At 63.2% G+C, this 26,941-nt stretch carries 20 protein-coding genes; 12 read left to right on the top strand and 8 right to left on the bottom strand.

All coding sequences use genetic code 11. The features are described 5' to 3' along the window. Positions 1-2: 2 nt before the first annotated feature. From HFK74_RS30005 to cysD, 5 genes are all read right to left on the bottom strand, one after another. Entirely contained in the window at positions 3-719 is a 717-nt protein-coding gene (locus tag HFK74_RS30005) for an EthD domain-containing protein (RefSeq protein ID WP_180206696.1), read from the bottom strand. A gap of 18 nt (positions 720-737) precedes the next feature. Continuing rightward, positions 738-1,925 carry a sulfotransferase gene (locus HFK74_RS30010; protein ID WP_180206697.1) on the bottom strand — a complete coding sequence of 396 codons (1,188 nt, stop codon included), beginning with the start codon at positions 1,923-1,925 and terminating at the stop codon, positions 738-740. After that, positions 1,922-3,034: a DUF1214 domain-containing protein gene (locus HFK74_RS30015; RefSeq protein ID WP_180206698.1), complete on the bottom strand. Its 1,113-nt coding sequence runs from the start codon at positions 3,032-3,034 to the stop codon at positions 1,922-1,924. The genes HFK74_RS30010 and HFK74_RS30015 overlap by 4 nt, the downstream gene beginning before the upstream one ends. Positions 3,035-3,108: 74 nt before the next feature. After that, entirely contained in the window at positions 3,109-5,022 is a 1,914-nt protein-coding gene (gene cysN, locus HFK74_RS30020) for a sulfate adenylyltransferase subunit CysN (RefSeq protein ID WP_180206699.1), read from the bottom strand. Beyond that, on the bottom strand, positions 5,022-6,614 hold the full coding sequence (cysD, locus tag HFK74_RS33465) for a sulfate adenylyltransferase subunit CysD (protein WP_306669929.1): 1,593 nt from the start codon (positions 6,612-6,614) through the stop codon (positions 5,022-5,024). Before cysD ends, cysN begins: the two co-directional genes overlap by 1 nt. Before the next feature lie 437 nt (positions 6,615-7,051). Between cysD and cysQ the strand changes: the two genes are divergently transcribed. After that, complete coding sequence (gene cysQ, locus HFK74_RS30030; protein WP_180206701.1) at positions 7,052-7,816, top strand: 3'(2'),5'-bisphosphate nucleotidase CysQ; 765 nt, start codon at positions 7,052-7,054, stop codon at positions 7,814-7,816. Between the two features lie 1,046 nt (positions 7,817-8,862). On the opposite strand, the gene HFK74_RS30035 is transcribed toward cysQ, so the two are convergent. The 3 genes from HFK74_RS30035 to HFK74_RS30045 form a co-directional block, all read right to left on the bottom strand. Next, positions 8,863-9,318, bottom strand: a complete 456-nt coding sequence (locus HFK74_RS30035) for a nuclear transport factor 2 family protein (protein WP_180206702.1) — start codon at positions 9,316-9,318, stop codon at positions 8,863-8,865. Positions 9,319-9,407: 89 nt separating this feature from the next. Then, on the bottom strand, positions 9,408-9,836 hold the full coding sequence (locus HFK74_RS30040) for a nuclear transport factor 2 family protein (protein WP_257230469.1): 429 nt from the start codon (positions 9,834-9,836) through the stop codon (positions 9,408-9,410). A gap of 68 nt (positions 9,837-9,904) precedes the next feature. Next, the gene (locus tag HFK74_RS30045) at positions 9,905-11,233 is read right to left on the bottom strand and encodes an MFS transporter (protein ID WP_180206703.1); all 1,329 of its coding nucleotides are present in this window, start codon (positions 11,231-11,233) and stop codon (positions 9,905-9,907) included. Between the two features lie 463 nt (positions 11,234-11,696). Here HFK74_RS30045 and HFK74_RS30050 point away from each other — a divergent pair, with 463 nt between their 5' ends. The 11 genes from HFK74_RS30050 (at position 11,697) to HFK74_RS30100 (ending at position 26,788) form a co-directional block, all read left to right on the top strand. After that, positions 11,697-12,782 carry an alkene reductase gene (locus tag HFK74_RS30050; protein WP_180206704.1) on the top strand — a complete coding sequence of 362 codons (1,086 nt, stop codon included), beginning with the start codon at positions 11,697-11,699 and terminating at the stop codon, positions 12,780-12,782. After that, positions 12,779-14,632 (top strand): long-chain-acyl-CoA synthetase, encoded by a 1,854-nt coding sequence (locus HFK74_RS30055; protein ID WP_180206705.1) that lies wholly within the window; start codon positions 12,779-12,781, stop codon positions 14,630-14,632. Before HFK74_RS30050 ends, HFK74_RS30055 begins: the two co-directional genes overlap by 4 nt. After that, positions 14,625-15,710, top strand: a complete 1,086-nt coding sequence (locus HFK74_RS30060) for an MBL fold metallo-hydrolase (RefSeq protein ID WP_180206706.1) — start codon at positions 14,625-14,627, stop codon at positions 15,708-15,710. The genes HFK74_RS30055 and HFK74_RS30060 overlap by 8 nt, the downstream gene beginning before the upstream one ends. Before the next feature lie 67 nt (positions 15,711-15,777). Next, complete coding sequence (locus HFK74_RS30065) at positions 15,778-17,445, top strand: DUF1302 family protein (protein ID WP_180206707.1); 1,668 nt, start codon at positions 15,778-15,780, stop codon at positions 17,443-17,445. 93 nt (positions 17,446-17,538) lie between these two features. Beyond that, a complete protein-coding gene (locus HFK74_RS30070) occupies positions 17,539-18,750 on the top strand; it encodes a thiolase family protein (RefSeq protein ID WP_180206708.1) in 1,212 nt (403 codons plus the stop codon). Positions 18,751-18,754: 4 nt separating this feature from the next. Beyond that, entirely contained in the window at positions 18,755-19,705 is a 951-nt protein-coding gene (locus tag HFK74_RS30075) for an OB-fold domain-containing protein (protein ID WP_180206709.1), read from the top strand. Positions 19,706-20,136: 431 nt separating this feature from the next. Continuing rightward, a complete protein-coding gene (locus HFK74_RS30080; protein ID WP_180206710.1) occupies positions 20,137-21,123 on the top strand; it encodes a YCF48-related protein in 987 nt (328 codons plus the stop codon). 14 nt (positions 21,124-21,137) lie between these two features. Beyond that, complete coding sequence (locus tag HFK74_RS30085) at positions 21,138-23,561, top strand: RND family transporter (RefSeq protein ID WP_180206711.1); 2,424 nt, start codon at positions 21,138-21,140, stop codon at positions 23,559-23,561. A 171-nt stretch (positions 23,562-23,732) separates the two neighbouring features. Further along, on the top strand, positions 23,733-24,968 hold the full coding sequence (locus HFK74_RS30090; RefSeq protein WP_180206712.1) for a helix-turn-helix transcriptional regulator: 1,236 nt from the start codon (positions 23,733-23,735) through the stop codon (positions 24,966-24,968). Between the two features lie 207 nt (positions 24,969-25,175). After that, positions 25,176-25,943: an SDR family oxidoreductase gene (locus HFK74_RS30095; protein ID WP_180206713.1), complete on the top strand. Its 768-nt coding sequence runs from the start codon at positions 25,176-25,178 to the stop codon at positions 25,941-25,943. Positions 25,944-25,954: 11 nt separating this feature from the next. Further along, positions 25,955-26,788: an SDR family NAD(P)-dependent oxidoreductase gene (locus tag HFK74_RS30100; protein WP_180206714.1), complete on the top strand. Its 834-nt coding sequence runs from the start codon at positions 25,955-25,957 to the stop codon at positions 26,786-26,788. The last annotated feature ends 153 nt before the right edge of the window (positions 26,789-26,941 follow it).

A 26,941-nucleotide genomic window follows, 5' to 3' on the forward strand; every position in this document is an offset into this window, starting at 1 on the left:
ACTCACTCACTGAGCTGGTATTCACTGGTTTGGATGCAGTCAATTTTCTCGAAGTCGATGAACTGGCTGGTCGATTCGTACATGGCCTGCTGGCGCTTTGCGCAGGTGTCCGGGTCGCCCAGGGCTGCGAAGAACCCCTGCTGATTGCCAATGGCTTCGGGCGGGAAGTTTTCTTCGACGATGGCGTGCAGCACCGGCGCGCCGAAGGTCAGCGAGCGCACCACGGTGTTCTGTCGGTAGCCGAAGATCGATTGCAGGGGATAGGCCTTGGGCCCGTGTCCGTTGCGCCAGGTGTCGTGCCATTGCTCGTAGCTCAACCGGTGCGGCTTGTGTAGCAGAGCCACCTGATTCATGCCGGGTGTGCGCTCGCCAGGCGGCACCCGATACTGCGCTGCGCGAGCCTGGCGTTCTTCGGGGTAGGGCTCGGATTCCACCACCAGATAAGCCTCCTGGCGGCAGGTCTTGGGCGCCACGATCGCCTTGATGGCGGGCCATTGCGAGGCACTGTCCAGCCACAGCGAAAGCAGCCCGTCCAACGGCACGGCGCTGTTGGTGATGCGCTGTGCGTGGGCGGCGGCCACCGCCTCATCGACCACCATGACACGGATATTTTTGGCACCGGCACGGGCCAGTTCGTCGTGAAGGCCGAGCAAATCCTCACGCCATTGCCCGGCGCTCGGTTGTGTCGACTTCCACAAGGTCAACATGATTTTTTCCATGATTGCTCCACCCCGCGCTTAGTGATTGACGCTCAAGTGACGGGCGCGATATTCGCGGTAGTCCTCGGTCATCTGCGTTTCATCCAGGCCGAAGCGCTCCAGGCTGTAGTCGTGGCTGGCGCGTTTTTCCCGGCTGTTTTGCGACAGCCAGGCTTGCGCGTCGGCGCGAGCCTTGTCGGTAAACGGCAGGTCGGCAAAGGCGTAGACCTTCTCCAGCACGTGCAGCGGCTGGGTCACGGTGTCGGCGAAGTGGATGTCGAGAAAGCGCGCGGCAGCGTGTTGGTCGCGCACCTGCATGGTGTGCCGGATGCCACGCGCCATGCGGTTGTTCCACTGCTCGCCGGCGGCTTTCGGGTCCGGGTTGTCGCTATACATCTGCCACAGGGTGTGGGCCATGCTGGCCATCGAGGGGATGGTCTGGGCCGGTTCGCGGTGGGTCAGAATCACCTGCGCCTTGGGGAAGACATCCAGCAGCAAATGCAGGGTGTGCAGGTGTTGCGGCGCTTTGAGCAGCCAACGCTGCCCCGCCGGCTCACCCCGTTGTGTTTTCTGCCACTGCAGGAACTGCAGCATTTTCTTCAGCTGGGTGTAGACCGGCCGCTGGTCCTGCTGATCGAGCCAGCGGGTGTAGCTGGGCACATTGACGTAGGCGTCCATGGCGCACATGAACGAGTGTTCCATGAGCATGAACTCTTCGTCGCAGAGCATGGCGTCCAGCGGGTGGATCGCGAGGATCTGCGGAATGACCTCGGCCATCAGGTCGACCTCAGCCTTGGCCTGGGCGATACGCTTGGCCGGCACGGCCAGGGTTTCGTCGGCCAGCGGGGCCGGAAAACGCGTCTCCCACCAGGCGGCCGAGTAGAAGCGCAGGTCGACCGCCAGGGTGCGCTGGAGCATGGTGGTGCCGGTGCGCGGCAGACCGACGATGACCAGCGGATCGTCGATCACTATCTCGGTTATCTCCGGATAACGACGCAGGTAGTCCTCCATCACCAGTCGGTTGACCAGTTGCCCCACCAGTCTTTCTTCCAGCAAATACTGCCCGGACGGTGACAGCCGGGCTTCGGCGGCCAGGGCATCCAGCAGCGCCTGCAACGACTCTCGATAGTTGTCATCGCCAAAATCGCTCAGGCCATTGCTGCGCGCGATGGCGCTGGCCAACAGTTTTTCGACGGTCAGGTCTTCAATGCGGGTGTGCGCGTTCATACGGCCTCCGCGACGGCAGATACGTTTACGACGCGGGTGGTGGGGTGGCATTGCTCCTGGGCGCCGACCCAGCGCAGGCACAGGGTGCCTTGGCGTACGCCGGCGGTCTGCAGCCAGTTGCTCACCCCGGGGTCGAGCTCGCTGAGTACCAGGGTCACGCCGCCGTTGTCGTCGTATTGGGCCTGGTGCTTGTTGAAGCAGATCTGGTGGTAGCGGTAGTCCAGCGATTCCATCCAGTAGTTGTTGATCTGCAGGTTCCAGAAGTCGCAGTCCGGCACCTTGTCGATGTGAATCACCAGCGCCTCGTCCGCGGCCAGCGCCCAGTGCGAGTGGTAGTAGAAAATGTTCGGATCACCGCCCACGGACTGGCAGAGCGCCTGGTTTGCCGGTGGCAGTTGATTGCTGTGCGGCAGGTAGCTTTGGCTCCAGTCAGCGAACAGCCTGGCGGTGTTCTCCACGAAGCTCGACACCCGCGCCAGACCCTGCTGGAACGTCGCCGGATCAAGGGCCTGCGGCTTGCTGTCGGTGCCGATGCGCTCGATGCTCAACTTGGCCGGCACTTCGCTGCGACGGTCAAGAAACGTCTGGCGCACGATCAGGGCATTGGTGGCGGGTTCCATTTTCAGCCAGTTGCCCGGTTGTGGCTCGCTGCTGAGGATGATTTCGAAGTTGCCCTGGGCATCGACCTGCAGCTGGCTGGCGTCGATGAAGCCGGTCTGGATCAGGGTGCCGTCGGTTTCATACCCGCCTTTCTGGGTGCCGAAGCTCAGGTAGGCGACACTGCCGCGCTGGCCTTTGATGCGGTATTGCAGCGTGCCGTCCAGGCGTGAGTACTCGTAGAGGTTGTCCGGGTTGTCGGCACCAATCTTCGCGGTCTCGTGGGAGGTCTTGAAGAAGCTGGGAAAGGCCGGGTCGGCAAACTCGATGTGCATCTCCAGGCCGATGCGCAGCAGGCGCGTGAGGTAGCGGAAACCTTCGGCGCGGGTGGCGGCATCGGCGGGCGCTTCGGGGCGCAGGATCTGCTCGCCGCAGCGCTTGAGGTGATCGCAGAACGTGGCCCAGGTCTGGCCACTCAACAACTGTTGTTCGTCAATAGAGCTGATTGTCATTGTTAGACTCTCTTGATTGGGCGAGCACCGCCGCAGGGGTGCTCGCGGGATGCCCGGCGAACCGGGCGCCGGGGCTAGAGTTCCTTGCCGATGAAACCGCGCTCGACCAGCACCTCGATGATCCGGTCCACTGCACCTTCGGGCGTCAGCTTGCTGGTCTGGATATGGATGTCCGGCTTGCTTGGCACCTCATAAGGCGAGTCGATGCCCGTGAAGTTTTTCAGCTCGCCGCGGCGGACTTTCTTGTACAGGCCCTTGGGGTCGCGCTCTTCGGCGACGGACAGCGGCGTGTCGACGAAGATCTCGATGAACTCGCCTTCCTGCAGCAGCCCGCGCGCCATCTCGCGCTCGGAACGGAACGGCGAGATGAAGGCGGTCAACACGATCAACCCGGCATCCACGAACAACTTGGACACCTCGGCTACCCGGCGGATGTTCTCCACGCGGTCGGCGTCAGTGAAACCCAGGTCGCGGTTCAAACCATGACGCACGTTGTCGCCGTCGAGCAGGTAGGTATGGCGGCCGCGGGCGTACAGGCGGGTTTCCAGCAGGTTGGCGATGGCCGATTTACCCGCGCCCGACAAACCGGTGAACCACAGCAGCACCGGCTGCTGGCCCATCTGTTCGGCGCGTGCTTTCTTGTTCACATCCACGTGCTGCATATGGATGTTCTGCGAGCGGCGCAGGGAGAATTCGATCAGGCCGGCGCCGACGGTGGCGTTGGTCAGGCGGTCGATGAGGATGAAGCTGCCGGTTTCGCGGTTGTTCTTGTAGGGGTCGAACGCGATCGGCTGGCTGGTGAACAGGTTGCACACGCCGATCTCGTTCAACGCCAGTTCCTTGGCCGCCAGGTGCTCCATGGTGTTGACGTTGATCTTGTACTTGGGCACCGCCATGGTGACCGGCAGCGTCTTGCCGCCGATCTTCATCAAGTACGGGCGACCGGCGAGCATGGCCTGTTCGTGCATCCAGATCAGGCTGACCTGGAACTGGTCGGCGACGCTGGCCGGGTCTTCCGAGGTGGACAGCACATCGCCGCGGCTGCAATCGACTTCGTCGGTCAGGGTCAGGGTGATGGACTGCCCGGCCACGGCTTGTTGCAGGTCGCCGTCGAGGGTCACGATGCGCGAGATTCGACTCTCTTGCCCGGCGGGCAACACACGGACGCGGTCACCGGGATGGATCACGCCGCTGGCGATGGTGCCGGTGAAACCACGGAAATCCAGGTTGGGCCGGTTGACCCATTGCACCGGCATGCGGAACGCCAGTTTCTGCTGGTGCGCCTCGTCGATCTCGACGGTTTCCAGATAACCCATCAGCGTGGTGCCGCGGTACCACGGCATGTGCTCGCTCTGCTCGGTGATGTTTTCACCGCGCAGCGCAGACATCGGGATCGCGGTGAACTCCTGCAGATTGATCTGCTTGGCGAAGGCGCGGTAGTCATCGACGATGGCGTTGAAGACTTTCTCCGAGTAGTCCATCAGGTCCATCTTGTTGACGGCCAGGACCACCTTGCGAATGCCCAGCAGCGAGGCCAGGTAACTGTGACGCCTGGATTGGGTCAACACGCCGCGTCGGGCATCGATCATCACCACGGCCACGTCCGCCGTGGAGGCACCGGTCACCATGTTGCGGGTGTACTGCTCGTGACCCGGGGTGTCGGCAACGATGAACTTGCGCCGGTCGGTGGAGAAAAAACGGTAGGCCACATCGATAGTGATGCCTTGTTCGCGCTCGGCGGCCAGGCCATCCACCAACAGGGCGAAGTCCAGTTCGCCACCCTGGGTGCCGTCTTTTTTCGAGTCGGCCTCCAGCGCTTCCATCTGGTCTTCGAAGAGCATTTTCGAATCGTAGAGCAGGCGTCCGATCAGGGTGCTCTTGCCATCGTCGACGCTGCCGCAGGTAATGAAACGCAGCAGGCTCTTGTGCTCGTGGGCCTTGAGGTATTGGCCGATATCCTCGGCAATCAGGTCAGATACGTGTGCCATTAGAAATACCCCTCTTGTTTTTTCTTCTCCATCGATGCGGACGAGTCGTGGTCGATCATTCGTCCCTGACGCTCGGACGTGCGGGTCAGCAGCATTTCCTGAATGATCTTGGGCAGGGTGTCGGCCTCGGACTCGACGGCGCCGGTGAGCGGGTAGCAACCCAGGGTGCGGAAGCGCACGTTGCGGATCATCGGCACTTCACCCGGGTTGAGCGGCATGCGCGCGTCATCGACCATGATCAGCATGCCGTCGCGCTCGACCACCGGGCGCGGCGCGGCGAAGTACAGCGGTACGATCGGGATGTTTTCCAGGTAGATGTATTGCCAGATGTCCAGCTCGGTCCAGTTGGACAGGGGGAACACGCGGATCGACTCGCCCTTGTGTTTACGCGTGTTGTACAGGTGCCAGAGTTCCGGGCGCTGCTTCTTCGGGTCCCAGCGGTGCTGGTCGGAGCGGAAGGAAAAAATCCGTTCCTTGGCCCGGGATTTTTCCTCGTCGCGACGGGCACCGCCGAAGGCCGCGTCGAAACCGTAGTGATCCAGCGCCTGTTTCAGGCCCTCGGTCTTCATGATGTCGGTGTGGATCTGCGACCCGTGCTTGAACGGGCTGATGCCCATTTCAATGCCTTCGGGGTTGGTGTGGGTCAGCAGGTCCACGTTCAGCTTGGCGACCATCTGATCGCGGAAGCGATACATCTCCTGGAACTTCCAGGTGGTGTCGACATGCAGCAAGGGGAAGGGCGGCTTGGCCGGGTAGAAGGCCTTCATGGCCAGGTGCAGCATGACCGCGCTGTCCTTGCCGATGGAGTAGAGCATGACCGGGTTGTCGGATTCGGCGACAACCTCGCGCATTGCCTGGATGCTCTCGGCTTCCAGTCGTTGCAGGTGGGTAAGCGTCATAGATTTTCCTCTCGCTTTTTGTTGTTGTCGTTTATCAACGTACAACTGCTGCGATTCGGACTTATGCGCGACTTGATGTTTTAACATCTGGCGCAACATCAGCAGCATGGGGTCGCGGGGCAGGGGGGGGACGATGGTCGTTGGCACGACGTCATGGCCGACGCGCGCGGCTTGCTGGTTGATCTGGGTCGCCAGTTCCCGGGCACCGCTGAGCATTGCGCTGGCTTCGGGCAGATGGAACAGATGCAGCCGTTCAGCGCGTTCGCCCGCCCAGGTGATGAAGGTCGCGGCGCGTTGCCAGTGCATGCCCGAGAGCAGGGCGAACACTTTGCGTTCGGCGGAGCGATACAGGCGGTCGAAGAATTCTTCCAGGTGCGGCGCGCGCAACCCGTCTTCGTAAGGCAGCCAGAGCACCTTGCCGCGATTGCTGACCGCGCGCAGCACCCCGTAGCTGAGCTTGCCCTGGTCGTTGCGCGCACCGTAGTCATCGATCCAGTGGATCTCGCCGTTCTGCGTACGCGCCTGTTCGAGAACGTCCCGGTAGGTGCTGCGGTACCAGCGCTGCACCGCCAGCGAAGCACTGGCGACGCGCTTGGCCGGGCGCTCGGCATTGAGCTGCCAGCGTTGCAGGTAATGGGCGGCGGTGCGTTCTGGCAAGTCGATATCGTGCAGCCGCTTGACCAGCGCCTGCATCGCTTCCAGTTGCCAGAGCAGGAACGGTAGCTGGTGCCGTTCCGGCAGCGTGCTGACCAGCAATTGGTAGATGCTGCGTTCCTGCTCGGCAGAGAGACTGCGGCCTTCACCTTGCTTGCGCCCGCGCTCGCGTACGGGCACGGCATTCCAGCCACCGGCTTGCCACGCCTTGTAGGCCGCGATGATGGTTGGCGATGAGAGCCCTGTGTCCTGGCTGATGGTCTTGAGCGTGCTGCCGCCGATGCGCAACTGTACGGCACGCAGGCGCAGCTGGTTGATCTGAGCAACGGGTAACTGATTGCCGTGGGACACAGGAACTCCTGTTAAACATCCATTTGCGCAGTGGCGGTGGAGTGGATGCCTGTACTGTTCCCGGATCCGGAAAACGGCGCATAGGCCAAACGGACCATACGAAGAACAAAAATAGGAGAATTCCCATGAACGACTCAATGACTGTTTTGCTTGAAGACGTCATCGGTATTGTTCGCGCAGCGGGCGAACGGGTGCTGGAGGTGTATCGCTCGGATTTCGAGGTGCGCGGGAAAGTCGATGCCTCGCCGGTGACCGAAGCTGACGAGCGCGCCGAAGCGTTGATTCTGCAAGCCCTGGCGGCACGCACGCCGCAGATTCCGGTGATTTCCGAAGAGGCCGCCGCGGCCGGCCAGGTGCCCGAGGTGGGCCAGCTGTTCTGGCTGGTGGACCCGCTGGACGGCACCAAGGAGTTCATCAATCGCAATGGCGAGTTCACCGTCAATATCGCCCTGGTCGAAAACGGTGAGCCGGTGCTCGGGGTGGTCCTGGCGCCCGCGCTGCAGCGACTGTTTGCCGGTGCCCGTGGTTGCGGCGCCTTTATCGAACAGGCTGGAGAGCGCCAGCCCATTCACTGCCGGACGGTGTCGCATGAGGGCCTGGACGTGGTCGCCAGCCGTTCCCATGGCGATGCCGAGGCGCTGGACAAATTCCTCGACGGGCGCCAGGTGCGATCACTGAAAAGTGCCGGCTCATCGCTGAAGATTTGCCTGGTGGCGGCCGGCGAGGCGGACCTTTATCCACGCCTGGGGCGGACCATGGAGTGGGATATCGCCGCGGGGCATGCGGTGCTTGTCGCGGCCGGTGGTCAGATCCGCACCCTGGCCGGTGAGGTGCTGCGTTATGGCAAGCCTGGCCTGGACAACCCGCATTTCTATGCTCAGGGTCTATAGATCGTCGGGCATTCGCGAATGTACTCGTTGCCATTTGGATTGGGTGTATATCCGTTGCTGCGGTAACGGCGACTTATGGTTTCGCTCTTACAGCGAGTCACTTGGAAGAGCCCCAAGTAACCAAGGGCTCTTGCCCCTGGCGTTCGGTGCCTCGCTAGTGCTCGGCATGCCCTCGCTCCGGTCCTGCTCCGTGGGCCCACCGCGATGGGCCATCCATGGCCCAGCGCGGCTAAACCGGCATCCATGCCGGTTTACCCATTGCGCAGAACCTCCACTCGGCCTCTCGAGGGGGCAAGAAAATCAAAAGCCAGATCAAGATCAAACGCGAAAGCGAGGCGGCCTTAAAGCCGACCTGATCGGGAGCCGTACACGTTCCCCCTGTAGGAGCCAGCGGTGCGGCGATCCGACTTGCCGGCGAACCAGACGCTGCGGTGTGTCTGTTGTACCGCGTTATCGTTCTTCGCCGGCAAGCCTGGCTCCTACAAGGGATTGAGGTATCTGTAAAAGTCAGGTCGGCTTTCAGGCCGCCTCGCTTTTGCTTTGGATCTGGGTGCCCCGTTAACCACGATGGCCGAACGCAGGCATTGCGCAGTGGGGAAACCGGCAGGACGCCGGTTTAGCCGCGCTGGGCCAGGGACGGCCCATCGCGGCGACCCACGGAGCAATGCCGGAGTGAGGGCATGCCGAGCCTAAGCGAGGCACCGAGTGGTGGGGCAAAGCCTTTTGCTTACTTTTCGGCGTTTGGAAAAGTGAGTCGCCGTAAGGGCGAAACCATAAGCCGCCGTTACCGCAGCAATGGATATGTACTCAGACAACAATCTCCCCAGACAACAATCTCTCACAGGCGTTGACGTTGACGAACAGGCTCAGGGCGTGATGGGGCAAGAAAATCAAAAACCAAAGCAAGGCGAGGCGGCCTTAAAGCCGACCTGGCTGTGGATGCGTGCGCTTGACTTGATCGTTCCCACGCTCCGCGTGGGAATGCCGCCAGGGACGCTCCGCGTTCCGCTGACGACGCATGAAGTGAGCCGATCACAGGCCTGCACCTATCCGTGCGCAGCCTCTGTTGCCGGGCGCAGGATGTCGCGGCATCCCTGCTCGTGACTGATGACCATGCGCCGATGGGCAATACGCCAACCGTTCGCCGTCGATACCCAGCGATCCTGATATTCGGCCAGCGATTCATAGGTGATGTCCCGCATGCTGCCGGCGCCGCGATGCGCGGCACGCACGTACACGCGGCTCTCGATGGCCGCATCGCTGGCGTCGACCAACAGGTTGCCAAGCAAGTGCTGCGAAGGTCCGCAGCCATCCAGATGCACACGGATCATCGCCACAATCGGCTCACGCCCTTGAAGGTGTTGCAAGCCGCCATAGTCGGCGGTGGCGTCCTCCAGGAAAACATCCTCCATGGCGGACCAGTCGCGTTGGTCGCAAGCACGTGCATAGCGGGAAAGGACCACATTGAGCTCGCGCTCAAGCAGCAGATTGTTGATGTCCATCTTGCCTCCCTTCATTTCCGGTTTTTTCGGTTGACCTGATGCTCGACCCGCTTCGGGTTTCCCTCATCGTCCGTTCAGACCATTTGCGGCTACATCAACAAATGCCCGCGCAAGTCCCCCATCATGTCCAGGTGCGAATAATCACGAAAGCTGAACCGCCAGACCCCGTCGACACGTTCGAACTCATCAAGGTAGCGCCCGGCGGCGATGGGTTGCAGGGGGAATGTGTCGGTGGCCTGCAGCACGGTGTAGTAGGCGCGAACCGTCGCGGTCCCGCAGGTTTCGTCGATATCGATGATGGGGTTGCTGATGATGTGTCTGGTGCGTGGTGTACCGCAGGGGTAGAGCTTGATTCGTTGCTGCCAGATGCCCAGCAGGGCGGTGTGATCAAGGCAGTCGCCCTGGTTTTTTACCTTGATACGGGCATGCCGAAACAGTTCGGCGGCCTCGACCAGTTGGCCGCTGTCCAGGTACTCGGCGTAACGGTAGAGCAGGTTGCAGATCTGTACGGCGCTCATGGCAATCCTCATAAAAAAGCCGCTGCAACCTGGCTAGGTTGCAGCGGCGCGGTGGTGCAGGAAAGGAGTCAGGCCGTCACGGCCCGGACCGGTGCAAGGGGCGCAATCGGATTCTTCATTTGTCGGCGATAACGCGGCAGTGCCAGGGCCAGGAACACGCTGGCCAGCAACAGCATCGACACCGACGAAGCCAGGGCATAGCGCAGCGATTCACTGCCCAGGGTCGGCACGAAGAAATCGCTGAGCATGCCGACGAACAGCGGCCCGATACCGACGCCCAGCAGGGTCATGGACATGACGAAAATCGCCGTGGCCTGGGCCAGGCGTGTGGCCGGGAACAGGTGGGTAATGGCGCTCAGGCACGGTGTTGCCCACCACACGCCGAAGAAGGCGAAGGCGCTGTAGAACAGGAACGCCTGGGGCACGGCGATGCTGCCGATATGGAACGCCGTGCCTTGGGGCCAGAGGAAGTACGCCAGGGCGAAGGGGATGCTGATCAGCGTACCCAGCAACGGCACGCCGATTTGCCAACCGACATCGCGCCGCGCCATGCGGTCGGTGAGCATGCCGCACAGCAGGGTGCCGACGGTCGCGCCGCCACCGCCCACCACGCCCACCAGGAATCCGGCTTCTTGCAGGTTGAGGCCGTGGGAACGGATCAGGAAGCTCGGGCTCCAGGTGCCGATGGCGTAGCCGGCAATCGCTGCCGCGCCGCCGGTGAGCACCAGGCACAGGAACGAGGGCATGCGAAACAGTTCGATCAGGGTCTTGAGCCAGCCATCCTGTTGCGTCGCGAGTTGGCCCAGCGGCACTGCGCGCTTGGGTGCCCGCACGGTCAGCAGCAGTAGCAGGCCGAGGAAGATCCCGGGTGCGCCGATCAGCAAGAAGGCGTAGCGCCAACCGTGGTGCTGGGCAATCCAGCCGCCCAGGCCCAGGCCGACGATCGCCCCCAGGCTGGAACCGAGCATCAGCACCGACAGGGCCGTGGATCGGCGGTTTGCCGGGTACAGATCCGAGACCATGGCCACCGACGGTGCCGTGCCGCCAGCCTCGCCAACCGCCACGCCAACCCGTGCCAGCACCAGGGTCAGGAAGTTGCCGGCCATCCCGCAAAGCATGGTCATCAGGCTCCAGGCGATGCAGCTGAAGGCGATCACCGGCTTGCGTCCGATGCGGTCTGACAGGCGCCCCATCGGGAAGCCGAACACGGTGTAGAACACCGCGAAGGTCACCCCCGAAAGCAGGCCGATGCCGGTATCGGAGATGCCGAATTCGAGCTTCACCGGCTCGATCAGGATCGCCATCAACTGGCGGTCGATGTAGTTGAACACGTAGATGCTGGCGAGCACGAACAACGCGTAGTGCGTTCGCCATGTCACGGGGGTGGATTGGTTCACTGCGGGTGCTCCCGGTTTTGTTCTAGTTATCGCGATGCTGGGCTTGCTGCGGGTTTTGCTCATCGTCCATTCAGACCATCTTTTCGCCCCCGGATCGGATCACCTGTAGGAGCCAGGCTTGCCGGCGAAGGGGACGCCGCGGTGTGACAGGTACAACGCGGTGTTCCGATCGCCTGTAGGAGCGAGCGGTGCGGCGATCCGACTTGCCCGCGAACCAGGCGCCTCGGTACATCTGCCAAACCGCGTCATCGTTCTTCGCGGGCAAGCCTCGCTCCTACAGGGGCCGTACGGACGATGCGGTATCGGGATCGTCCTGTCGATAGCGCACCTAGTCTTGTCGGACGATGTTTCGCTCGCGCTCAACGTCAATCATTCAGCCCGTATCCGCTGGAGTGCCAGCGCTTGCCCACGCTGTGGCAAGCCCTCAGGCAGCCAGAAAACAATAAGAAGCTGAGGAATTGCAATGAGCGTCTTGTTCGAGCCGGTCGCCCTGGGCGAGCTGCAACTGGCCAACCGCATTGTCATGGCCCCCATGACTCGCAGCCGCGCCCTTGCCGATGCGGTGCCCGGCAGCGCCATGGTCGAGTACTACCGTCAGCGCGCCAGTGCCGGATTGATCGTGGCCGAGGGCACCGCGCCGTCCGCCAGCGGCCTGGGCTATTGCCGTACCCCGGCCATCTACACCGGCGAACAGATCGCCGGCTGGCAGCAAGTCACCGAGGCGGTGCACGCCGAGGGCGGGCGGATCGTCCTGCAACTGATGCACGTCGGCCGCGCCGCCAGCCGCCACAACAAGCCGACATGGGCTGCCACGGTAGCACCTTCGGCACTGCGTGCACGCACCCAGGTGTTCAGCGACGCCGCCGGCCTGGTGGACACCGACGAGCCACAGGCGCTGACCTTGCAAGGCATCGGCGATGTGATCGAAGACTATCGCCAGGCCGCCTTGAATGCGCGTCAGGCCGGCTTCGACGGTGTCGAGCTGCACTGCACCAGCGGTTACCTACCGATGCAATTCATGGCTTCAGGCAGCAACCAGCGCAGCGATTCCTACGGCGGTGACGTGAAGGGGCGGGTGCGTTTCGCCAAGGAAGTGATCGAAGCCATGGCCAGTGCGATCGGTGCCGGCCGCGTTGGCTTTCGCCTGTGCCCCGGTAACCCCTACAACGACATCGACGACCTCGATCCTGCGGCCACGGCGGCCGCCTTATGTGAAGCCGTGGCGCCGTTGGGCCTGGCGTACCTGCACATCATGCGTTCGCCCCTGGCCGATCTCGATGCCTTCGCGCTGGCGCGCCGGCACAGCCCCCATGCCTTGATTCTCAACGATGGTTTCGACGGCCCTTCGGCCAGTGCCGCTCTCGCGTCGGGCGAGGGGGCTGCCGTGTCGTTTGGTCGTCACTTTATTGCCAACCCCGATCTGGTGGAGCGCTTGAAGCGTGGCCTGCCACTGAGTGGCTTCGACCGCAAGACCCTCTACACGCCGGGCTCGGCCGGCTACTCGGATTACTCCGCCTATCAAGCAAACGCCCAGGAGGTGGCGCAATGAACCTGAACGACCTGACCGGCGTCCTGCCGACCCACCCGGTGCCACGGGAACAAACCCAGGCGCTGCTCGACCAGCGCTCCGCCGCCGCCGGGCTGATCAAGCCGAGCGACCGCTACACCCTGGCCGACCGTCTGGAACACCAGGCGCGTGAACAGGGCGACCGCCCGTTCCTGATCTACAACGAGCAGACCTTGAGCTACTTCGAGGTCGATGCGCGGGCCAATCAGATGGCCCACACGTTTTACGCCAATGGCCTGCGTGCCGGGGATGTCTGCGCCCTGGCCATGGAAAACCGCCCGGCGTTCTTCTGCACCTGGTTTGGCCTGGTCAAGCTCGGGGTGGTGGTGGCCTTCATCAACACTCAGGTCAACGGCCGGCCGCTGCTGCATGCGTTGCAAACCACCGACGCCAAGGCGTTGGTGATCGGTGAAGAATGCCTGGCCAATGTGCAGGCCACCGAAGGTTTTCCAGACCTGCCGTGCTGGCTGGTACGCGACGCGGAAAATCCCTGGAGCGGCCCGCTGCCCAAGGGCGTCGACGGACATTTCGATGCGCGCCTGGAAAAAGCCCCGCGCACGCCGTTTCCCCGGGATATTCGCGCGCACATCGAAGCGCAAGCCACGACCCTGCTGATCTTTACCTCGGGCACTACCGGCTTGCCCAAGGCGGCGCGCTACAGCCACATGCGCTGGATGTCCTCGGGCGATGTGATGGAAGTCACCCTGCAAGCCACCCGCGAGGACGTGTTCTATTGCTGCCTGCCGCTGTACCACGGCGCCGCGGCCACTTCGGTGACCTCTACCGCGTTGCGGTCCGGTGCGACCATCGTGGTGCGCCGCAAGTTCAGTGTGCGCGAGTTCTGGAACGACGTGGCGCGTCATCAGATCAGCATCTTCCAGTACATCGGCGAGATCTGCCGCTACCTGCTCAACCAGCCGGTGCGAGCGGGCGAGCGCGAGCACAGCCTGCGCTGCATGCTTGGCGCCGGTTTGACACCGGACTCCTGGCAGCGCTGGCTGGAGCGTTTCGGCCCGATCCAGGTGTTCGAGGGGTGGGGCGCCACCGAGGCCAATGCCGCGGTGATCAACGTCGACAACTATTTCGGTTCCTGCGGTCGCGTGCCGGACTGGAACAAGACCAACGTGCGGCTGGTGCGCTACGACATCGAAAACGACTGCCACCCACGGGACGAAAACGGTTTCTACCAGGTCTGCAAAGTGGGCGAGATCGGCGAGGCCATGGGCTTCATCGTCGATCACCCGGAGATCGGCGGTGGGCGCTTCGAGGGTTACACCTCTGCCGAGGCCACCGAGAGCAAGATCCGTCGCAATGTGTTTCGCGAGGGCGATGCCTATTGGAGTTCCGGCGATTTGATGCGCGAGGATGCCGACGGTTACTGCTACTTCGTCGATCGCATCGGCGATACCTATCGCTGGAAGAGCGAAAACGTTTCGACCCAGGAAGTGGCCGATGCTCTGGGCGACCTGTCGGGCCTTGAGCTGATCAACATCTACGGCGTCCAGGTGCCAGGCCATGAAGGCCGCGCCGGCATGGCCGCGGTGCTGATGCAGGCCGGCCAGGCATTCGACCCGGGCGCGCTGTATGCCCTGACCGAATCGCGCCTGCCGCGCTATGCGGCCCCGGTGTTCGTCCGGGTCACCCAGTCGGCGGACCTGACGGCCAGCTTCAAGCTGCGCAAGGTCGATCTGCAGCGCCAGGGCTATTGCCCGCACCTGTGCAGCGATCCGCTGTTCATCCGCGACGACCAGGCTCGCACTTATGTGCCCTATTCGGTAGAGGCCCTGACGCGGGCCGGCCTGACGCCTTTCGCGGTGGCCAACCATGGCTGATCTCGACGACAACGGTCACGAACTGCGCGGCGGCCTGCGTTATCCCTGGCCGCAGGCGCCCGATTCCGGGCAGGTGCGCGAAGTGGCACCGGGCGTGTGGTGGCTGCGCATGCCGCTGCCGTTTCGCCTGGATCACATCAACCTCTATCTGCTGCGCGATACCGACGGCTGGGTGGCGGTCGACACCGGCATGAATACTGACCAGTCCCGTGAAGTCTGGGAGCGGGTATTCAGCGAAGTGTGCGACGGGCTGCCGTTGGTGGCGGTGGTCTGCACACACTTTCACTCGGACCATGCCGGCGTGGCTGCGTGGCTGTCGCAGCGCTTTCACTGCCCGGTGTACATGACCGTCAGCGAGTTCCAGTCGTTGCACGTCAAGTTTCCCGCCGATCAGCCTCCGGGCTGGGACTTTCTCGACTTCTACCGCAAGGCCGGCGTCGGTGACGAGCAGAGCGGCGAGATGTTCGCGGTGATGAGCAATGCCCATTTCCTGCCGGCGCCACTGAACCATTTCCGCCGTTTGCAGGAGGGCAGTTGCCTGCACATCGGTGGCCGTACCTGGCAGGTGGTCATCGGTCGCGGTCACTCGCCGGAACATGCCTGCCTGTATGCCGCCGATGACGACTTGCTGATTTCCGGCGACCAGGTGTTGCCCCGCATCACCTCCACCGTCGGCGTGCATGCCACCGAGCCGTTGGCCAATCCATTGCGCGACTGGCTCGATTCCATCGAGCGGTTGCGCCGCTTGCCCGACAGCGTGCTGGTACTGCCGGCGCATGAACGGCCGTTCTTCAATCTGCATCAGCGCCTGGACCAGTTGGAGGCCCATCACCACGGGCATCTGGCGCTGTTGCTGGCCAACTGTGACGAGCCGCGCACCGCGCTCGAACTGATGGCCGTGTTGTTCCCCAGGCTGTCAGGTCGTTTCGACGAACTGATGGCGCTTGGCGAAACGTTGGCCCATGCCAACTACCTGGTGGCCGAAGGGTCGCTGGTGCGGGACGAGGACCGGGGGCGGTATCGCTACCGGAGTGCTGTAAGGGGAGCGTGCGCTGTTACACCGCTCAAGGTGTTTTAAGCGGGCAGCACGGCAGCAGTGTTGAACATTCCAGGCAGCCATTCAGTTGCCCTTGAGGAGAATCAGTGTGATCAACAAAAACAACAATAACTCTACGGTCATGGGTTCGAGCGCGTTTCAGGTCACAAGCCTCGCGGCAGCCATTGCGCTGGTGTCCACACCGGTCTTGGCCGGTGAAACCTTCGAGTTCGACAACGGCGCGACCATCGACTGGTCGGTGACCACCAGCTATGGCATCGGTGTGCGCACCGGGAGTCAGAGCGATCGCTTGCTGACGATCAACGCCGACGATGCCAACCGCAACTTCGACAGTGGCAGCCTGACCACCAACCGCGTGGGCGCGCTGGGGGAAATGATCCTGCGCAAGGACAACTACGGCGCCGTGGTGCGCGCCAGTACCTTCTACGACGATGTCTACCACCGCAAGAACGATAATGATTCGCCCGCCACCGTGAACAAGAGCGGCAGCAACGACGAGTTCACCAGTGACACCCGTTACTACAGCGGCGGTCGCAGCAAATTCCTGGATGCCTATGTGTTCAGCGGCTGGCGCTTTGACAACGACACCATGCTGGACGTCAAGGCCGGGCGGCACATCGAGTCCTGGGGCGAGAGTTTGTTCTACCCGGGTGTGAACGGCGTACAGAACCCGTCTGACGCGGTGAAAGCCTCGCAGCCGGGTGTCGAGGTCAAGGAAATCCTCTTGCCGGTGGGCCAGTTCTCCGGCTCGTTCCGACTGAACCCCCAGCTGACCTTCGGCGCCTACGTGCAGTACGAATGGAAGGGCACTGAACTGCCGCCGGTGGGCAGCTACCTGTCGGGCAGCGACGTGGTCGGGCCAGGTCGCGAGTTCATCTACGCCAACGGCCAGAAGATCCCCTACCGCGGCACCGACGAACCGAGTGATGGTGGCCAGTGGGGTGTGCAGATGCGTTACCGCCCGGTACCGGCCCTCGAGCTGTCGCTGTTCCACGTCAACTACCACGACAAGAACCCGGCCACCGCCCTGGTCGGCTACAACCCGCTGCCAGTCGGTGGTGGCCTCAACGCCTTCGTCAGCAATGGTTACCGGATCAAGTACTTCGAAGACATCAAGCTGACCGGCATCAGCGCCTCGACCAAGATCGGCGACACCCAGGTCGGCGCCGAATGGTCGTACCGCGACGGTGCACCGGTGATGGTCAATACCGGCCTTGGCGCCGTACCGGCCAAGGGCAAGGGTCAGCAAATGCAATTGTCGGCGGTGCGTATCCTGGGTGACCGTCCGTGGGCCAACCAGACGACGCTGACGGCCGAAGTCATCCGCGTGCAGGTCGACAGCGTCGAATCCACTTCGGCGGCGCCGAACCTGCAAGGCGTGAACCTATTACCCTCCCTGGCACCTCTAGTGGCCCCTTCCGATGACTACACCTACAGCACAGCCGCGGGCTACCGCACCAAGTCTTCCAGCGCCTACACCGTGGGCGCATCGTTCAGTTATCCGGGAGTTTTCCAAGGCTGGGATCTGGAAGTCCCCTTCAGCTTCTCCAACGTCTTCAGCGGCTCCACGCCCATGGCCGGCAGCATCTCCGGCGTGCAAGGCGACCGACGCCTGAGCGCGGGCACGACCTTCAAGTACCTGGGCAACCTGGAACTCGGCTTGCGATACATCTCCTACCTGGGTGCAGCCGATCCGATCGATCGTCCGTTCGCCGACCGCGACTACGCCACGTTCTCGATGAAATACACCTTCTGATCGACCACTCAGGCTTCGTGGCGCCTTGCTGCGCCCGGACCTCAAACACAACCTGGAAAAGGCCGCAGCGTAACGCTTCGGCATGGAGGCACTATGGGACTCAAAGGGCATGCGGCCATCGTTGGCACCGCACAGTACAAACCGGAGAAGTATTCGACCGCACCCAGGATGTTCCATCTTGAGCAGGTCGCCGACCTGGCGGCCCAGGCCCTGCGCGATGCCGGGCTCAAGGCCTCGGACCTCGACGGGCTGGTGATCAACGGCCCGCATTTTCATGAAGCCTCGGTGTTCGTACCGGCGATGGCCGCCGAATACCTGGGCCTGCGCCTGAACTTCGCCGAAGTGGTGGACCTAGGCGGGTGCACCTCGGTGGGCATGGTCTGGCGCGCCGCGGCCGCCATCGAACTGGGGCTGTGCCAGGCCGTGCTGTGCGTCATTCCTGCGCGCATGGCGCCGCTGGGCCCGGACGAAGACCCCGGCTGGATGGCCCGCTCGATGCGTTTCGGCGGTCACAGCACCGCGTTTGGCGCGCCTGAAGCCGAGTTCGACCTGCCTTACGGGCACATGGGCCAGAACACCGGCTACGCGATGATCGCCCAGCGTTATGCCGCGCAGTACGACTATGACCAACGGGCGATGGCCAAGATTGCCGTCGACCAGCGCACCAACGCCCTGGCCAACCCGCAAGCCATGTTCTACGGCCAGCCGTTGACCATCGAACAGGTCCTGGCGAGCAAAATGGTCGCCGACCCGCTGCACGTCCTGGAGATCGTCATGCCGGTGGCCGGTGGCGCCGCGATGATCATCACCAACAAGGAAGTGGCGGCACGGGCCCGCAAGCGTCCGGCGTTCATCACCGGGTTTGGCGAACACCTGGCGTTCAAGTCGCCGTCCTATGCCGAGGACATGCTGCGCACGCCGATCGGCCCGGCTTCCGAGCGGGCCTTTGCCATGGCCGGGCTCAAGCCCAAGGACGTCGATGCCGCGCAGATCTACGACTGCTACACCATTACCACCTTGCTGACCCTGGAAGATGCCGGCTTCTGTGGCAAGGGCGAAGGCATGGCCTTCGTGCGCGAACACGACCTGACCTGGCGTGGCGATTTCCCGATGAACACCCACGGCGGGCAACTCAGTTTCGGCCAGTCGGCCTCGGCCGGTGGCATGAGCCAGGTGATCGAGGCGGTGACGCAGATCGCAGGCTCCGCCGGCGAGCGCCAACTGGGGCGCTGCGACAGCGTCTACGTCTCCGGTACCGGCGGCGTGATGAGCGAGCAGGGCGCATTGATACTTCAGGGAGCATAAACACATGTCCAACAACAAACCGATGCCAGTCCCGACGCAGATTTCCGCACCGTTCTGGGAGGGCCTGAAGGCTCGCCGCCTGTTGATCCAGCAATGCAACGCCTGTGACCACTGGAACTTCTACCCGCGCCGGCATTGCCCGGTGTGCCTGGAGCATGACCTGGCCTGGCGCGAAGTCGACGGCGCCGCGACGCTGTACAGCTACACGGTGACGCGCATTGCCACCTTGCCCGACTTCATGGATGAAATGCCGCAGAAACTGGCGGTGGTCGAACTGGCCCAAGGGGTACGCATCAACACCAACCTGGTGGGCCTTGAAGAAGACGAAATCCGCATCGGCATGCCCTTGCAGCCGGTATTCGCCGAAGTCGACGCCAAGGGCAACCGCCTGCTGCGATTCACCGGCGTGGACAAGGACGCGGCGAGCCTTGAGCCGCTGCCCGCGCAGGACAGCGAACCGGCCCCCGTAGCGTCGGAGCAACCGCCTGTGCGGCAGATCGACCTCAATGATGAAGCGGCCTTGCAGGCCCTGGTCAGCGATCAGTACAGCGACTGGAGCAACGTGGTGGTGGTCGACCAGGCACTGATCGACGCCTTCGCCCAGTTGTCGGGCGACGATTACTGGATCCATACCGATCCGGAGCGCGCGCGCCTGCAAAGTCCGTTCGGCGGCACCATCGCCCACGGCGCGCTGGTGCAGGTGCTGCAGTCACGGATGAAACTGGCGCTGGGCTTCGAAATCAGCGGGTTCACCACCCAGATCAACTACGGCTCCGACCGCCTGCGCTTCCCGGCACCGGTGCCGGCCGGCTCGCGCATCCATTCGCGGGCGCGGGTGAAAAAGGTCGACCTGTCGGCCCGTGGCACCCAGCTGACCCTGGAACTCACCACCCACGTGGTGGGCCAGGACCGGCCGTCGGTGATCAACGACCTGGTGATCCTGTACCTCGCCTGACACCGCAACGCCTGGTTCCCCTGTAGGAGCCAGGCTTGCCGGCGAAGAACGATGACGCGGTGCAACAGATACACCGCAGCGTCTGGTTCGCCTGTAGGAGCGAGGCTTGCCCGCGAAGAACGATAACGCGGTGCAACAGATACACCGCAGCGTCTGGTTCGCGGGCAAGTCGGATCGCCGCCCGCTCGCTCCTACAGGCGAACAACGACAACGCGGTGTACGTCGCCTCGTTCGCGATCTCCCTCCAGCCCCACGCCATTTGCGCCATTGCATAAGCCATTTGGACGATGTGTCACCCACCCCTTGCGCCGACTATTGCCCTAGAGGCAGCCCGATTCGATTGCCTCGCATGCCCTGGCGCCTGACAAGAACAAGAGGATTGGCCCTATGACTTGCCCCATGCACGCGTGCCCTGAACAGGAGCGTTGCTCATGCGCTCTGTGATCGGTTACCTGGTCTGCCTGGTGGTCGCCTTGACCATTGGCTACACCTTTTCACCCAAAACCCCACCGCAGGCAGAACTGTTGGCCACACGCCCGGACCGGGTGCAGATAAACGGCCTGCTCAATCTTGGCTCGCGCGTGGTCGCCGTGGGCGAACGCGGCAGCATCCTGCTCAGCGACGACCAGGGCGTCAGCTGGCAGCCAGCCAGCGTCACCCCGCAGCGCGATGCCACCTTGACCGCCCTGGTGGCGCTGGACGCACAGCGCTTGCTGGCGGTGGGGCACGACGGCTTGATCCTGCGCTCCACGGACGCCGGCAGCCATTGGCAGGAAATCCGCTACGACAGTGAATTGGGCGAGCCATTGCTGGGCATCTGGAGCAGCGGTGGCGACAACGTCATGGCGTTCGGCAGCTTCGGCAAGTTCTATCAATCTGCCGATGCCGGGCAGACCTGGACGCCGCAGGCCCTGGACATCGACAGCGCCCACCTCAACAGCATGGCCGGCGGCGACGATGGCCGACGCATGCTGGTGGGCGAGCAAGGCCTGGTGCTGCGCACGGCCGATGGCGGCCAGCATTGGCAGACCTTGCCGGCGTTCTACAGCGGCTCGCTGTTCGGCATCGTGCGCCTGAGCGCGGACAACTGGGTGACCTACGGCATGCGCGGGCATGTGTACGTCAGCCACGACTTTGGCGACAGCTGGAGCCAGATCAACGTGGGTAATCAACTGCCGCTGTACGGCCATGTGTTGCTGCCCGATCACTCGGGGCTGGTGATCGTCGGCGCCGGCAGCTCGGTGGTGCGCCTGGATGCACAGGGCGCGCTGGTGGGTGTCGCGCGACTGGCCGGGCTCGGTACGTTGACCTCGGCGACGATGGTGGGCTCGCGCCTGCTGGTGGGGGGCGAGCGCGGGGTATTGCAGGGTTCAGGTGGCAGCGTTGCTGCCCTAGTGGCCACAGAGGCCACCCGGTAAATGAGAGGCAGGCAATGAATCAAGGTAAACACTGGGTGACGCGCTGCGTCGAAACGTGCGCGGACTACCTGATGGCCTGGCGCAAGGGACTGCTGTTGCTGTTTGTCCTGGTGACGCTGGGGCTGGGCTACAGCGCGACTCACACGCAACTGGACCCGGGGTTCAACAAGCAGATCCCGGTGCGTCATGAGTACATGGTCAATTTTCTCAAGTTCAGCCGCTACTTCACCGGCGCCAACCGCTTCCTGGTCAGCGTGCGCTGGAAAGGCGAGGGTGACATCTACAACGCCGAATACCTGGAGACCCTGCGCAAAGTCACCGACGACGTGTTCTTCATTTCCGGGGTCAGCCGCCCCAGCGTGACGTCGCTGTTCACCGCCAATGTGCGCTACATCGAAATTACCGAGGAAGGGTTCTTTGGCGACGTGGTGGTGCCACCGCGTTTTAGCGGCACCCCTGAGGATCTGGCACAGGTGCGCAGTAACACCGCGGCCTCCGGACAGGTCGGCCGCCTGGTGGCCAACGACCTGAAGTCGGCCATGGTCCGTGCCGACTTGCAGGACACCGACCCCAAGACCGGCCAGCCGGTGTCCTACGTCGAAATCGCCAAGCGCCTGGAAGAGATTCGCGCCAAGTACAACAGTCCTGACATCGAGATCAACATAGTCGGCTTCGCCAAACTGGTGGGCGATGTGGTCGAAGGGCTGAACACGGTGATCGGCTTCTTTGTCGTGGCCTTTGTGATCACCGGGTTGCTGCTGTGGCTGTATTCGCGTTCCCTGCGCCTGACCGTGGTGGCGCTGCTGGTGGCGTTGCTGCCGGTGGTCTGGCTGCTGGGGCTGTTGCCGCTGCTGGGCTTGGGCATCGATCCGATGTCGATCCTGGTGCCGTTCCTGATCTTCTCCATCGGCGTGTCCCATGCGGTGCAGATGACCAACGCCTGGAAGCAGGACGTGCTGGCCGGCAGCAGCTCCAGGGAAGCGGCGCGCCTGGCGTTCTGCAAGATCTTCATCCCCGGCTCCCTGGCCTTGCTGATGAACGCCCTGGGGTTCGCGGTGATCATGATGATCGACATTCCCATCGTCCACGAACTGGGGGTGACGGCCTGCATCGGCGTGATGCTGATGATCATCACCAACAAACTGATGCTGCCGGTGATCATTTCCTACCTGCGCCTGGAACCTGCGCTGTTGCGCCGGGCGCAATCGCGGCCGGCGGGCAGGCATCGCCTGTGGTGGCGCCTGTCGGCGCTTGCCGAACCGGGTCCGGCCCTCGGGGTCTTCGCCATCAGCCTGTTGCTGCTGGCGGCCGGGGCCTGGAAGGCTCGCGACCTCGCAGTGGGCGACATCGGCGCAGGCGCGCCGGAGCTGCGGGCCGATTCGCGCTACAACCAGGACAACGCCAAGATCATCAACAGCTACTCCATCGGTCTCGATGTGTTGTCGGTGTTCGTCCAGGTCAAGGGCGTCGACGAAGGCTGCCTGTCACCCGCGGTGATGCGTGCGGTGGAAGCCTTCGACTTCCGTATGCGCACCGTCTCAAGCGTGCAGTCGATCCAGAGCGTGGCGGACATGGGCAAGCGGGTGATCGCCGGCAACAACGAAGGCAATCCGCGCTGGGCGGCGATCCCGGGTTCGTCCCGGGGCTTGAGCCAGGGTGCGCGGGCCTATGTGCCGGATGACGGACTGGTCACCGATGGTTGCCAACAGATGCAGATCCTGGTGTTCCTGGCCAACCACGAAGGCAGCACCGTCAGCCATGCGATCAGCGAGGCCAAGCGCATCATCGCCGAAGTCAGCTCGCCGCAAGTCGAATTCCTCCTGGCCGGCGGCAACGTCGGGGTGATGGCGGCCTCCAACGAGGCGGTCAAGCGCGCCGAAGTGATCATGCTGGGGGCACTATTCGGATCAGTGGCGTTGTTTTGCTGGCTGACCTTCTTGTCGATCCGCGCGGTGCTGTGCATTCTGGTGCCGCTGGCGATTGTCGCGATCCTGTGCAACGCGCTGATGACCCTGCTCGGGATCGGCCTGAAGGTTGCGACCTTGCCGGTGATGGCGCTGGGGGTAGGCGTGGGCGTGGACTACGGCATTTACCTGTACGAACGCATTCAGCACGAAATGCTGCGCGGCGCCAACCTGCGTGAGGCGTTCTACGAGGCCATGTGTCAGCGTGGGACGGCCGCGGTGTTCACAGCCGTGACCATGTCCATCGGGGTTTGTACCTGGGCGTTCGCACCGCTGAAGTTCCAGGCGGACATGGGCGTGCTGCTGTCGTTCATGTTCCTGGTCAACGTGCTGGGGGCGATTTTCCTCCTGCCGGCGCTGGCGGCCTGGTTCAACCGCGGCCGACCGTTGGTCTGCGAACGGGTACGCCAACCCGCGGCACCCCAAGGTCAATTCCGGATGAAGAACAGCCCGGCTGCGCGTGATACCCAGTAGCAGGAAATAAACCTGCCCCGCCTGTTGCGGGGCATGAAGGCGATAAGGAAACTGATTCGCACGCCCCGGCGGGCAAGTAGTAGTCAAGAGGGAGAACCCGAGTTCTCCCTGGCCGAAATTATAAAAATAACAAGGGAAGGGCACCGTCCTTACCCGAGCGAGGAGAAGACTATGCAAGACGTTGTCTTGACCCCTGATGCCCTGGCGAGTCTTGGCCTGGACCTCACACGTTTCAATGCGCTGGTGGGCGAAGTCTACGATGGCGCCCATGATCCGAAACTGATGGCCAACGCCCTCAAAAGCTTCCTCAAGCTCTACGATGCCAACTACGTCACCCTGATCCTGCGGGTGCCGGACCAACCCGACATGGGCGTGATGATCATGGCCGGCGATATCGAAGGTGCCGGCGATGTCAACTACATGGCTTATCCACGCACCAACACGCCATTCGTCAACCAGCCGCTGGACCGAGTGTTCACCGTCGATGACGTCATGAGCGCCACGGAGTGGGAGCGCTGCGCCTACTTCAAGGCGTTCTGCGGCCCCAACGACGTGTACCACGTGATGGGCGCCGACGTTTCCACGCCGGACGGTGGCAAGGTGCGCTTTCGTATCACCCGCCCCAAACGCTTGCCGAATTTTTCCGCCAACGAGCGGGCGCTGTGCGCCATGTTCCTGCCGCACCTGCGCCGGGCCTTGCAGTTGCACAACCTGCTCGATCGCAGCGAGTCGCTCAGTGAGTTGTATTCCCAGGCCATCAGTCGCCTGTCGGTGGCCACTCTGGTACTCGACGAAAGTGGCAGCGTGTTGCGGGTCAACCCGGTGGCCCAGGAAATCCTCGCCCGTTCCGACGGCCTGAAACTGGTGGGCGGGCGCCTGGAGGCGACTTACCCCAGCGATAACCGCGAGCTGCAACGCTTGATTCGCGCCGCGTTTTCCCCGGATGCCCCGAAAGACGCCGAGGCCATGTCGGTGACCCGTCCTTCCGGGCTGGTCAACCTCGGTGTGGTGGTCGAATCGATCCCGTCCCTGGACTGGGCCGAGGAGAAGGGCCAGCCGGCGGCGCTGGTGTACATCCGCGATGCGTCGAGCAAATCCCTGGCCAGCGAAGTGGTGACCAAGCAACTGTTCAACCTGACCAAGGCCGAAACCGCCCTGGCCATGGAATTGGCCAACGGCTTGTCCCTGGAAGAAGCTGCCGAGATTCTGAACATCCGGCGCAATACCGCGCGGGCGCACCTGCGCTCGATTTTCTCCAAGACCGGCGTGCGGCGCCAGACCGAGCTGGTGCGCATTATGCTCAACAGCGTGGTGGCCTTGGGTAAACCCAAGCTTGCGTTGAAAGTGGCGGCAAAAATCAAGGTGCCACCGCCGCAACTGGCCGTGCCGATGTATCGCCAGGCCTGATGTCTCTCCGCCGGCAAGCCTGGCTCCTGTAGGAGCCGGCTTGCCGGCGAAGAACGATAACGCGGTTTAACAGACACACCGCGGCGTCTGGCTCGCGGGCAACCCCAATCTCCTCTCGCTCTTGCGCATCAATTTTTAGTCCGCACGGACGATGCCGTCCCGTGATCGCCCTGTCGATACTGGGCAGACCTATCACGGAGAACCACTATGCCAATTACAGCCATCACCGGTAGCGCCTCGGGAATCGGCGCCGCCGTATCCGCCGCCCTGCGCGCCGCCGGGCATCAGGTCATCGGGATCGATCGCAGCAACGCCGAAGTGATTGCCGACCTGTCCACTGCCCAGGGTCGTGACGCAGCCATCACCCAAGTGCTCGAGCTCAGCGGCGGCGTCCTCGACGGACTGGTCTGCTGCGCCGGGGTTGGTGTCACGGCGCCGACCTGCGGCCTGATCCTGGCGGTCAACTACTTCGGCGTCAGCCAGTTGCTCGATGGTCTGCAAGGAGCTTTAGCCAAGGGCCAACAACCGGCGGCACTGGTGATCGGCTCGGTGGCGGCGACTCATTCAGGCGTCGACGGCGAGGCGATGGTGGAAGCGATGATTGCAGGCGATGAGGCCCAGGCGCTGGAACTGGCCAATATCCTCGGCCAGCCTCACGTGGCCTATGCGGCCTCCAAATACGCCATCAGCCGCCATGCTCGCAGCCTGGCCGTGAGCTGGGGCAAGCAGGGCATGCGGTTGAACGTGGTGGCGCCGGGTGCGGTGGAAACCCCGTTGCACCAGGCGTCGCTGGACGATGCGCGTTTTGGCCAGGCAACCCGGGATTTCGTCGCGCCCCTGGGCCGCTCCAGTTGCCCTGACGAGATCGCCGCCGTGGTGGCCTTCCTGCAATCGCCGCAAGCGTCGTTTGTCCACGGCAGTGTAGTGTTCGTCGACGGCGGCATGGACGCCATGGTCCGCGCCCCGCGCTTCTGAAAGGAACTTGCATGAACAAGGTAGCATTCATCACCGGCGCCAGCCGTGGTATCGGTCGCGAGGCGGCGCTGGCGTTCGCCCGCGCCGGTTTCGACCTGGCAATCAGCGCCCGAACCCTCAACGAGGGCGAACAACATGAACATGCCCTGCGCGACGCCACCGGAGCGCCGCTGGCTGGCAGCCTCAACGGCACCGCGCAGGCGTTGCGCGATCTCGGTTGCCGGGTGCTTGTCGTGCCGATGGACCTGCTCGACAGCGCCTCGGCCCTGGGCGCCTGCCAGGCGGTGCTGGCCGAGTATGGGCGCATCGACGTACTGATCAACAACGCGATCTACCAGGGCAGCGACCTCAACGCCGGGTTCATGGACCTGCAAGCCCAGACCCTGGAGCGGATGTTCCAGGGCTACATCCTCACACCGTTCCTGTTGACGCAGGCGGTGGCGGAACACATGGTGACGCGCGGTGGCGGGGTGGTGATCAATGTCACCTCCGGCGCCGGCGAAAGCGACCCACCGGTGGCGGCGGGCAAGGGCGGTTGGGGTTATGCCTACGGCGCGGGCAAGGCGGCGGTATCGCGACTGTCCGGGGTGCTGGCCACGGAGTTGGGTGATCTTGGCGTTCGCGCCTACACCCTCAATCCAGGGGTGGTCACGACTGAGGCGCTCAAGGCCACTATCGGTGACAAGGGGTTGATCGCTTTGCGTTCCGGCAGTGCACCGCCTCATGTGCCGGCGGCGGTGATGTTGTGGTTGGCTACTGCTGAACAGGCGCCAGGGTTTCAGCGCCGGACGATTGCGGCGCAGCCGTTTGCGTTGGAGCATGGGATTGTTGCTGATTGGCGTTAGGTCATTGATCGACTGGTTTACCGAGTACATATCCATTGCTGCGGTAACGGCCACTTAGGGTTTCGCCCTTACGGCGACTCCCTTTTTCAAACGCCAAAAAGGAAGCAAAAGGCTTTGCCCCACCACTCGGTGCCTCGCTTAGGCTCGGCATGC

The sequence above is a fragment of the Pseudomonas sp. SbOxS1 genome (genome assembly GCF_013416725.1).
GTDB lineage: Bacteria > Pseudomonadota > Gammaproteobacteria > Pseudomonadales > Pseudomonadaceae > Aquipseudomonas.

Coding starts and splice junctions, on each gene's coding strand:
- HFK74_RS30005 (WP_180206696.1), bottom strand. CDS start 719: ATGGAAAAAATCATGTTGACCTTGTGGAAGTCGACACAACCGAGCGCC.
- HFK74_RS30010 (WP_180206697.1), bottom strand. CDS start 1,925: ATGAACGCGCACACCCGCATTGAAGACCTGACCGTCGAAAAACTGTTG.
- HFK74_RS30015 (WP_180206698.1), bottom strand. CDS start 3,034: ATGACAATCAGCTCTATTGACGAACAACAGTTGTTGAGTGGCCAGACC.
- cysN (WP_180206699.1), bottom strand. CDS start 5,022: ATGGCACACGTATCTGACCTGATTGCCGAGGATATCGGCCAATACCTC.
- cysD (WP_306669929.1), bottom strand. CDS start 6,614: ATGCAGGCGCTGGTCAAGCGGCTGCACGATATCGACTTGCCAGAACGC.
- cysQ (WP_180206701.1), top strand. CDS start 7,052: ATGAACGACTCAATGACTGTTTTGCTTGAAGACGTCATCGGTATTGTT.
- HFK74_RS30035 (WP_180206702.1), bottom strand. CDS start 9,318: ATGGACATCAACAATCTGCTGCTTGAGCGCGAGCTCAATGTGGTCCTT.
- HFK74_RS30040 (WP_257230469.1), bottom strand. CDS start 9,836: ATGAGCGCCGTACAGATCTGCAACCTGCTCTACCGTTACGCCGAGTAC.
- HFK74_RS30050 (WP_180206704.1), top strand. CDS start 11,697: ATGAGCGTCTTGTTCGAGCCGGTCGCCCTGGGCGAGCTGCAACTGGCC.
- HFK74_RS30055 (WP_180206705.1), top strand. CDS start 12,779: ATGAACCTGAACGACCTGACCGGCGTCCTGCCGACCCACCCGGTGCCA.
- HFK74_RS30060 (WP_180206706.1), top strand. CDS start 14,625: ATGGCTGATCTCGACGACAACGGTCACGAACTGCGCGGCGGCCTGCGT.
- HFK74_RS30070 (WP_180206708.1), top strand. CDS start 17,539: ATGGGACTCAAAGGGCATGCGGCCATCGTTGGCACCGCACAGTACAAA.
- HFK74_RS30075 (WP_180206709.1), top strand. CDS start 18,755: ATGTCCAACAACAAACCGATGCCAGTCCCGACGCAGATTTCCGCACCG.
- HFK74_RS30080 (WP_180206710.1), top strand. CDS start 20,137: ATGCGCTCTGTGATCGGTTACCTGGTCTGCCTGGTGGTCGCCTTGACC.
- HFK74_RS30085 (WP_180206711.1), top strand. CDS start 21,138: ATGAATCAAGGTAAACACTGGGTGACGCGCTGCGTCGAAACGTGCGCG.
- HFK74_RS30090 (WP_180206712.1), top strand. CDS start 23,733: ATGCAAGACGTTGTCTTGACCCCTGATGCCCTGGCGAGTCTTGGCCTG.
- HFK74_RS30095 (WP_180206713.1), top strand. CDS start 25,176: ATGCCAATTACAGCCATCACCGGTAGCGCCTCGGGAATCGGCGCCGCC.
- HFK74_RS30100 (WP_180206714.1), top strand. CDS start 25,955: ATGAACAAGGTAGCATTCATCACCGGCGCCAGCCGTGGTATCGGTCGC.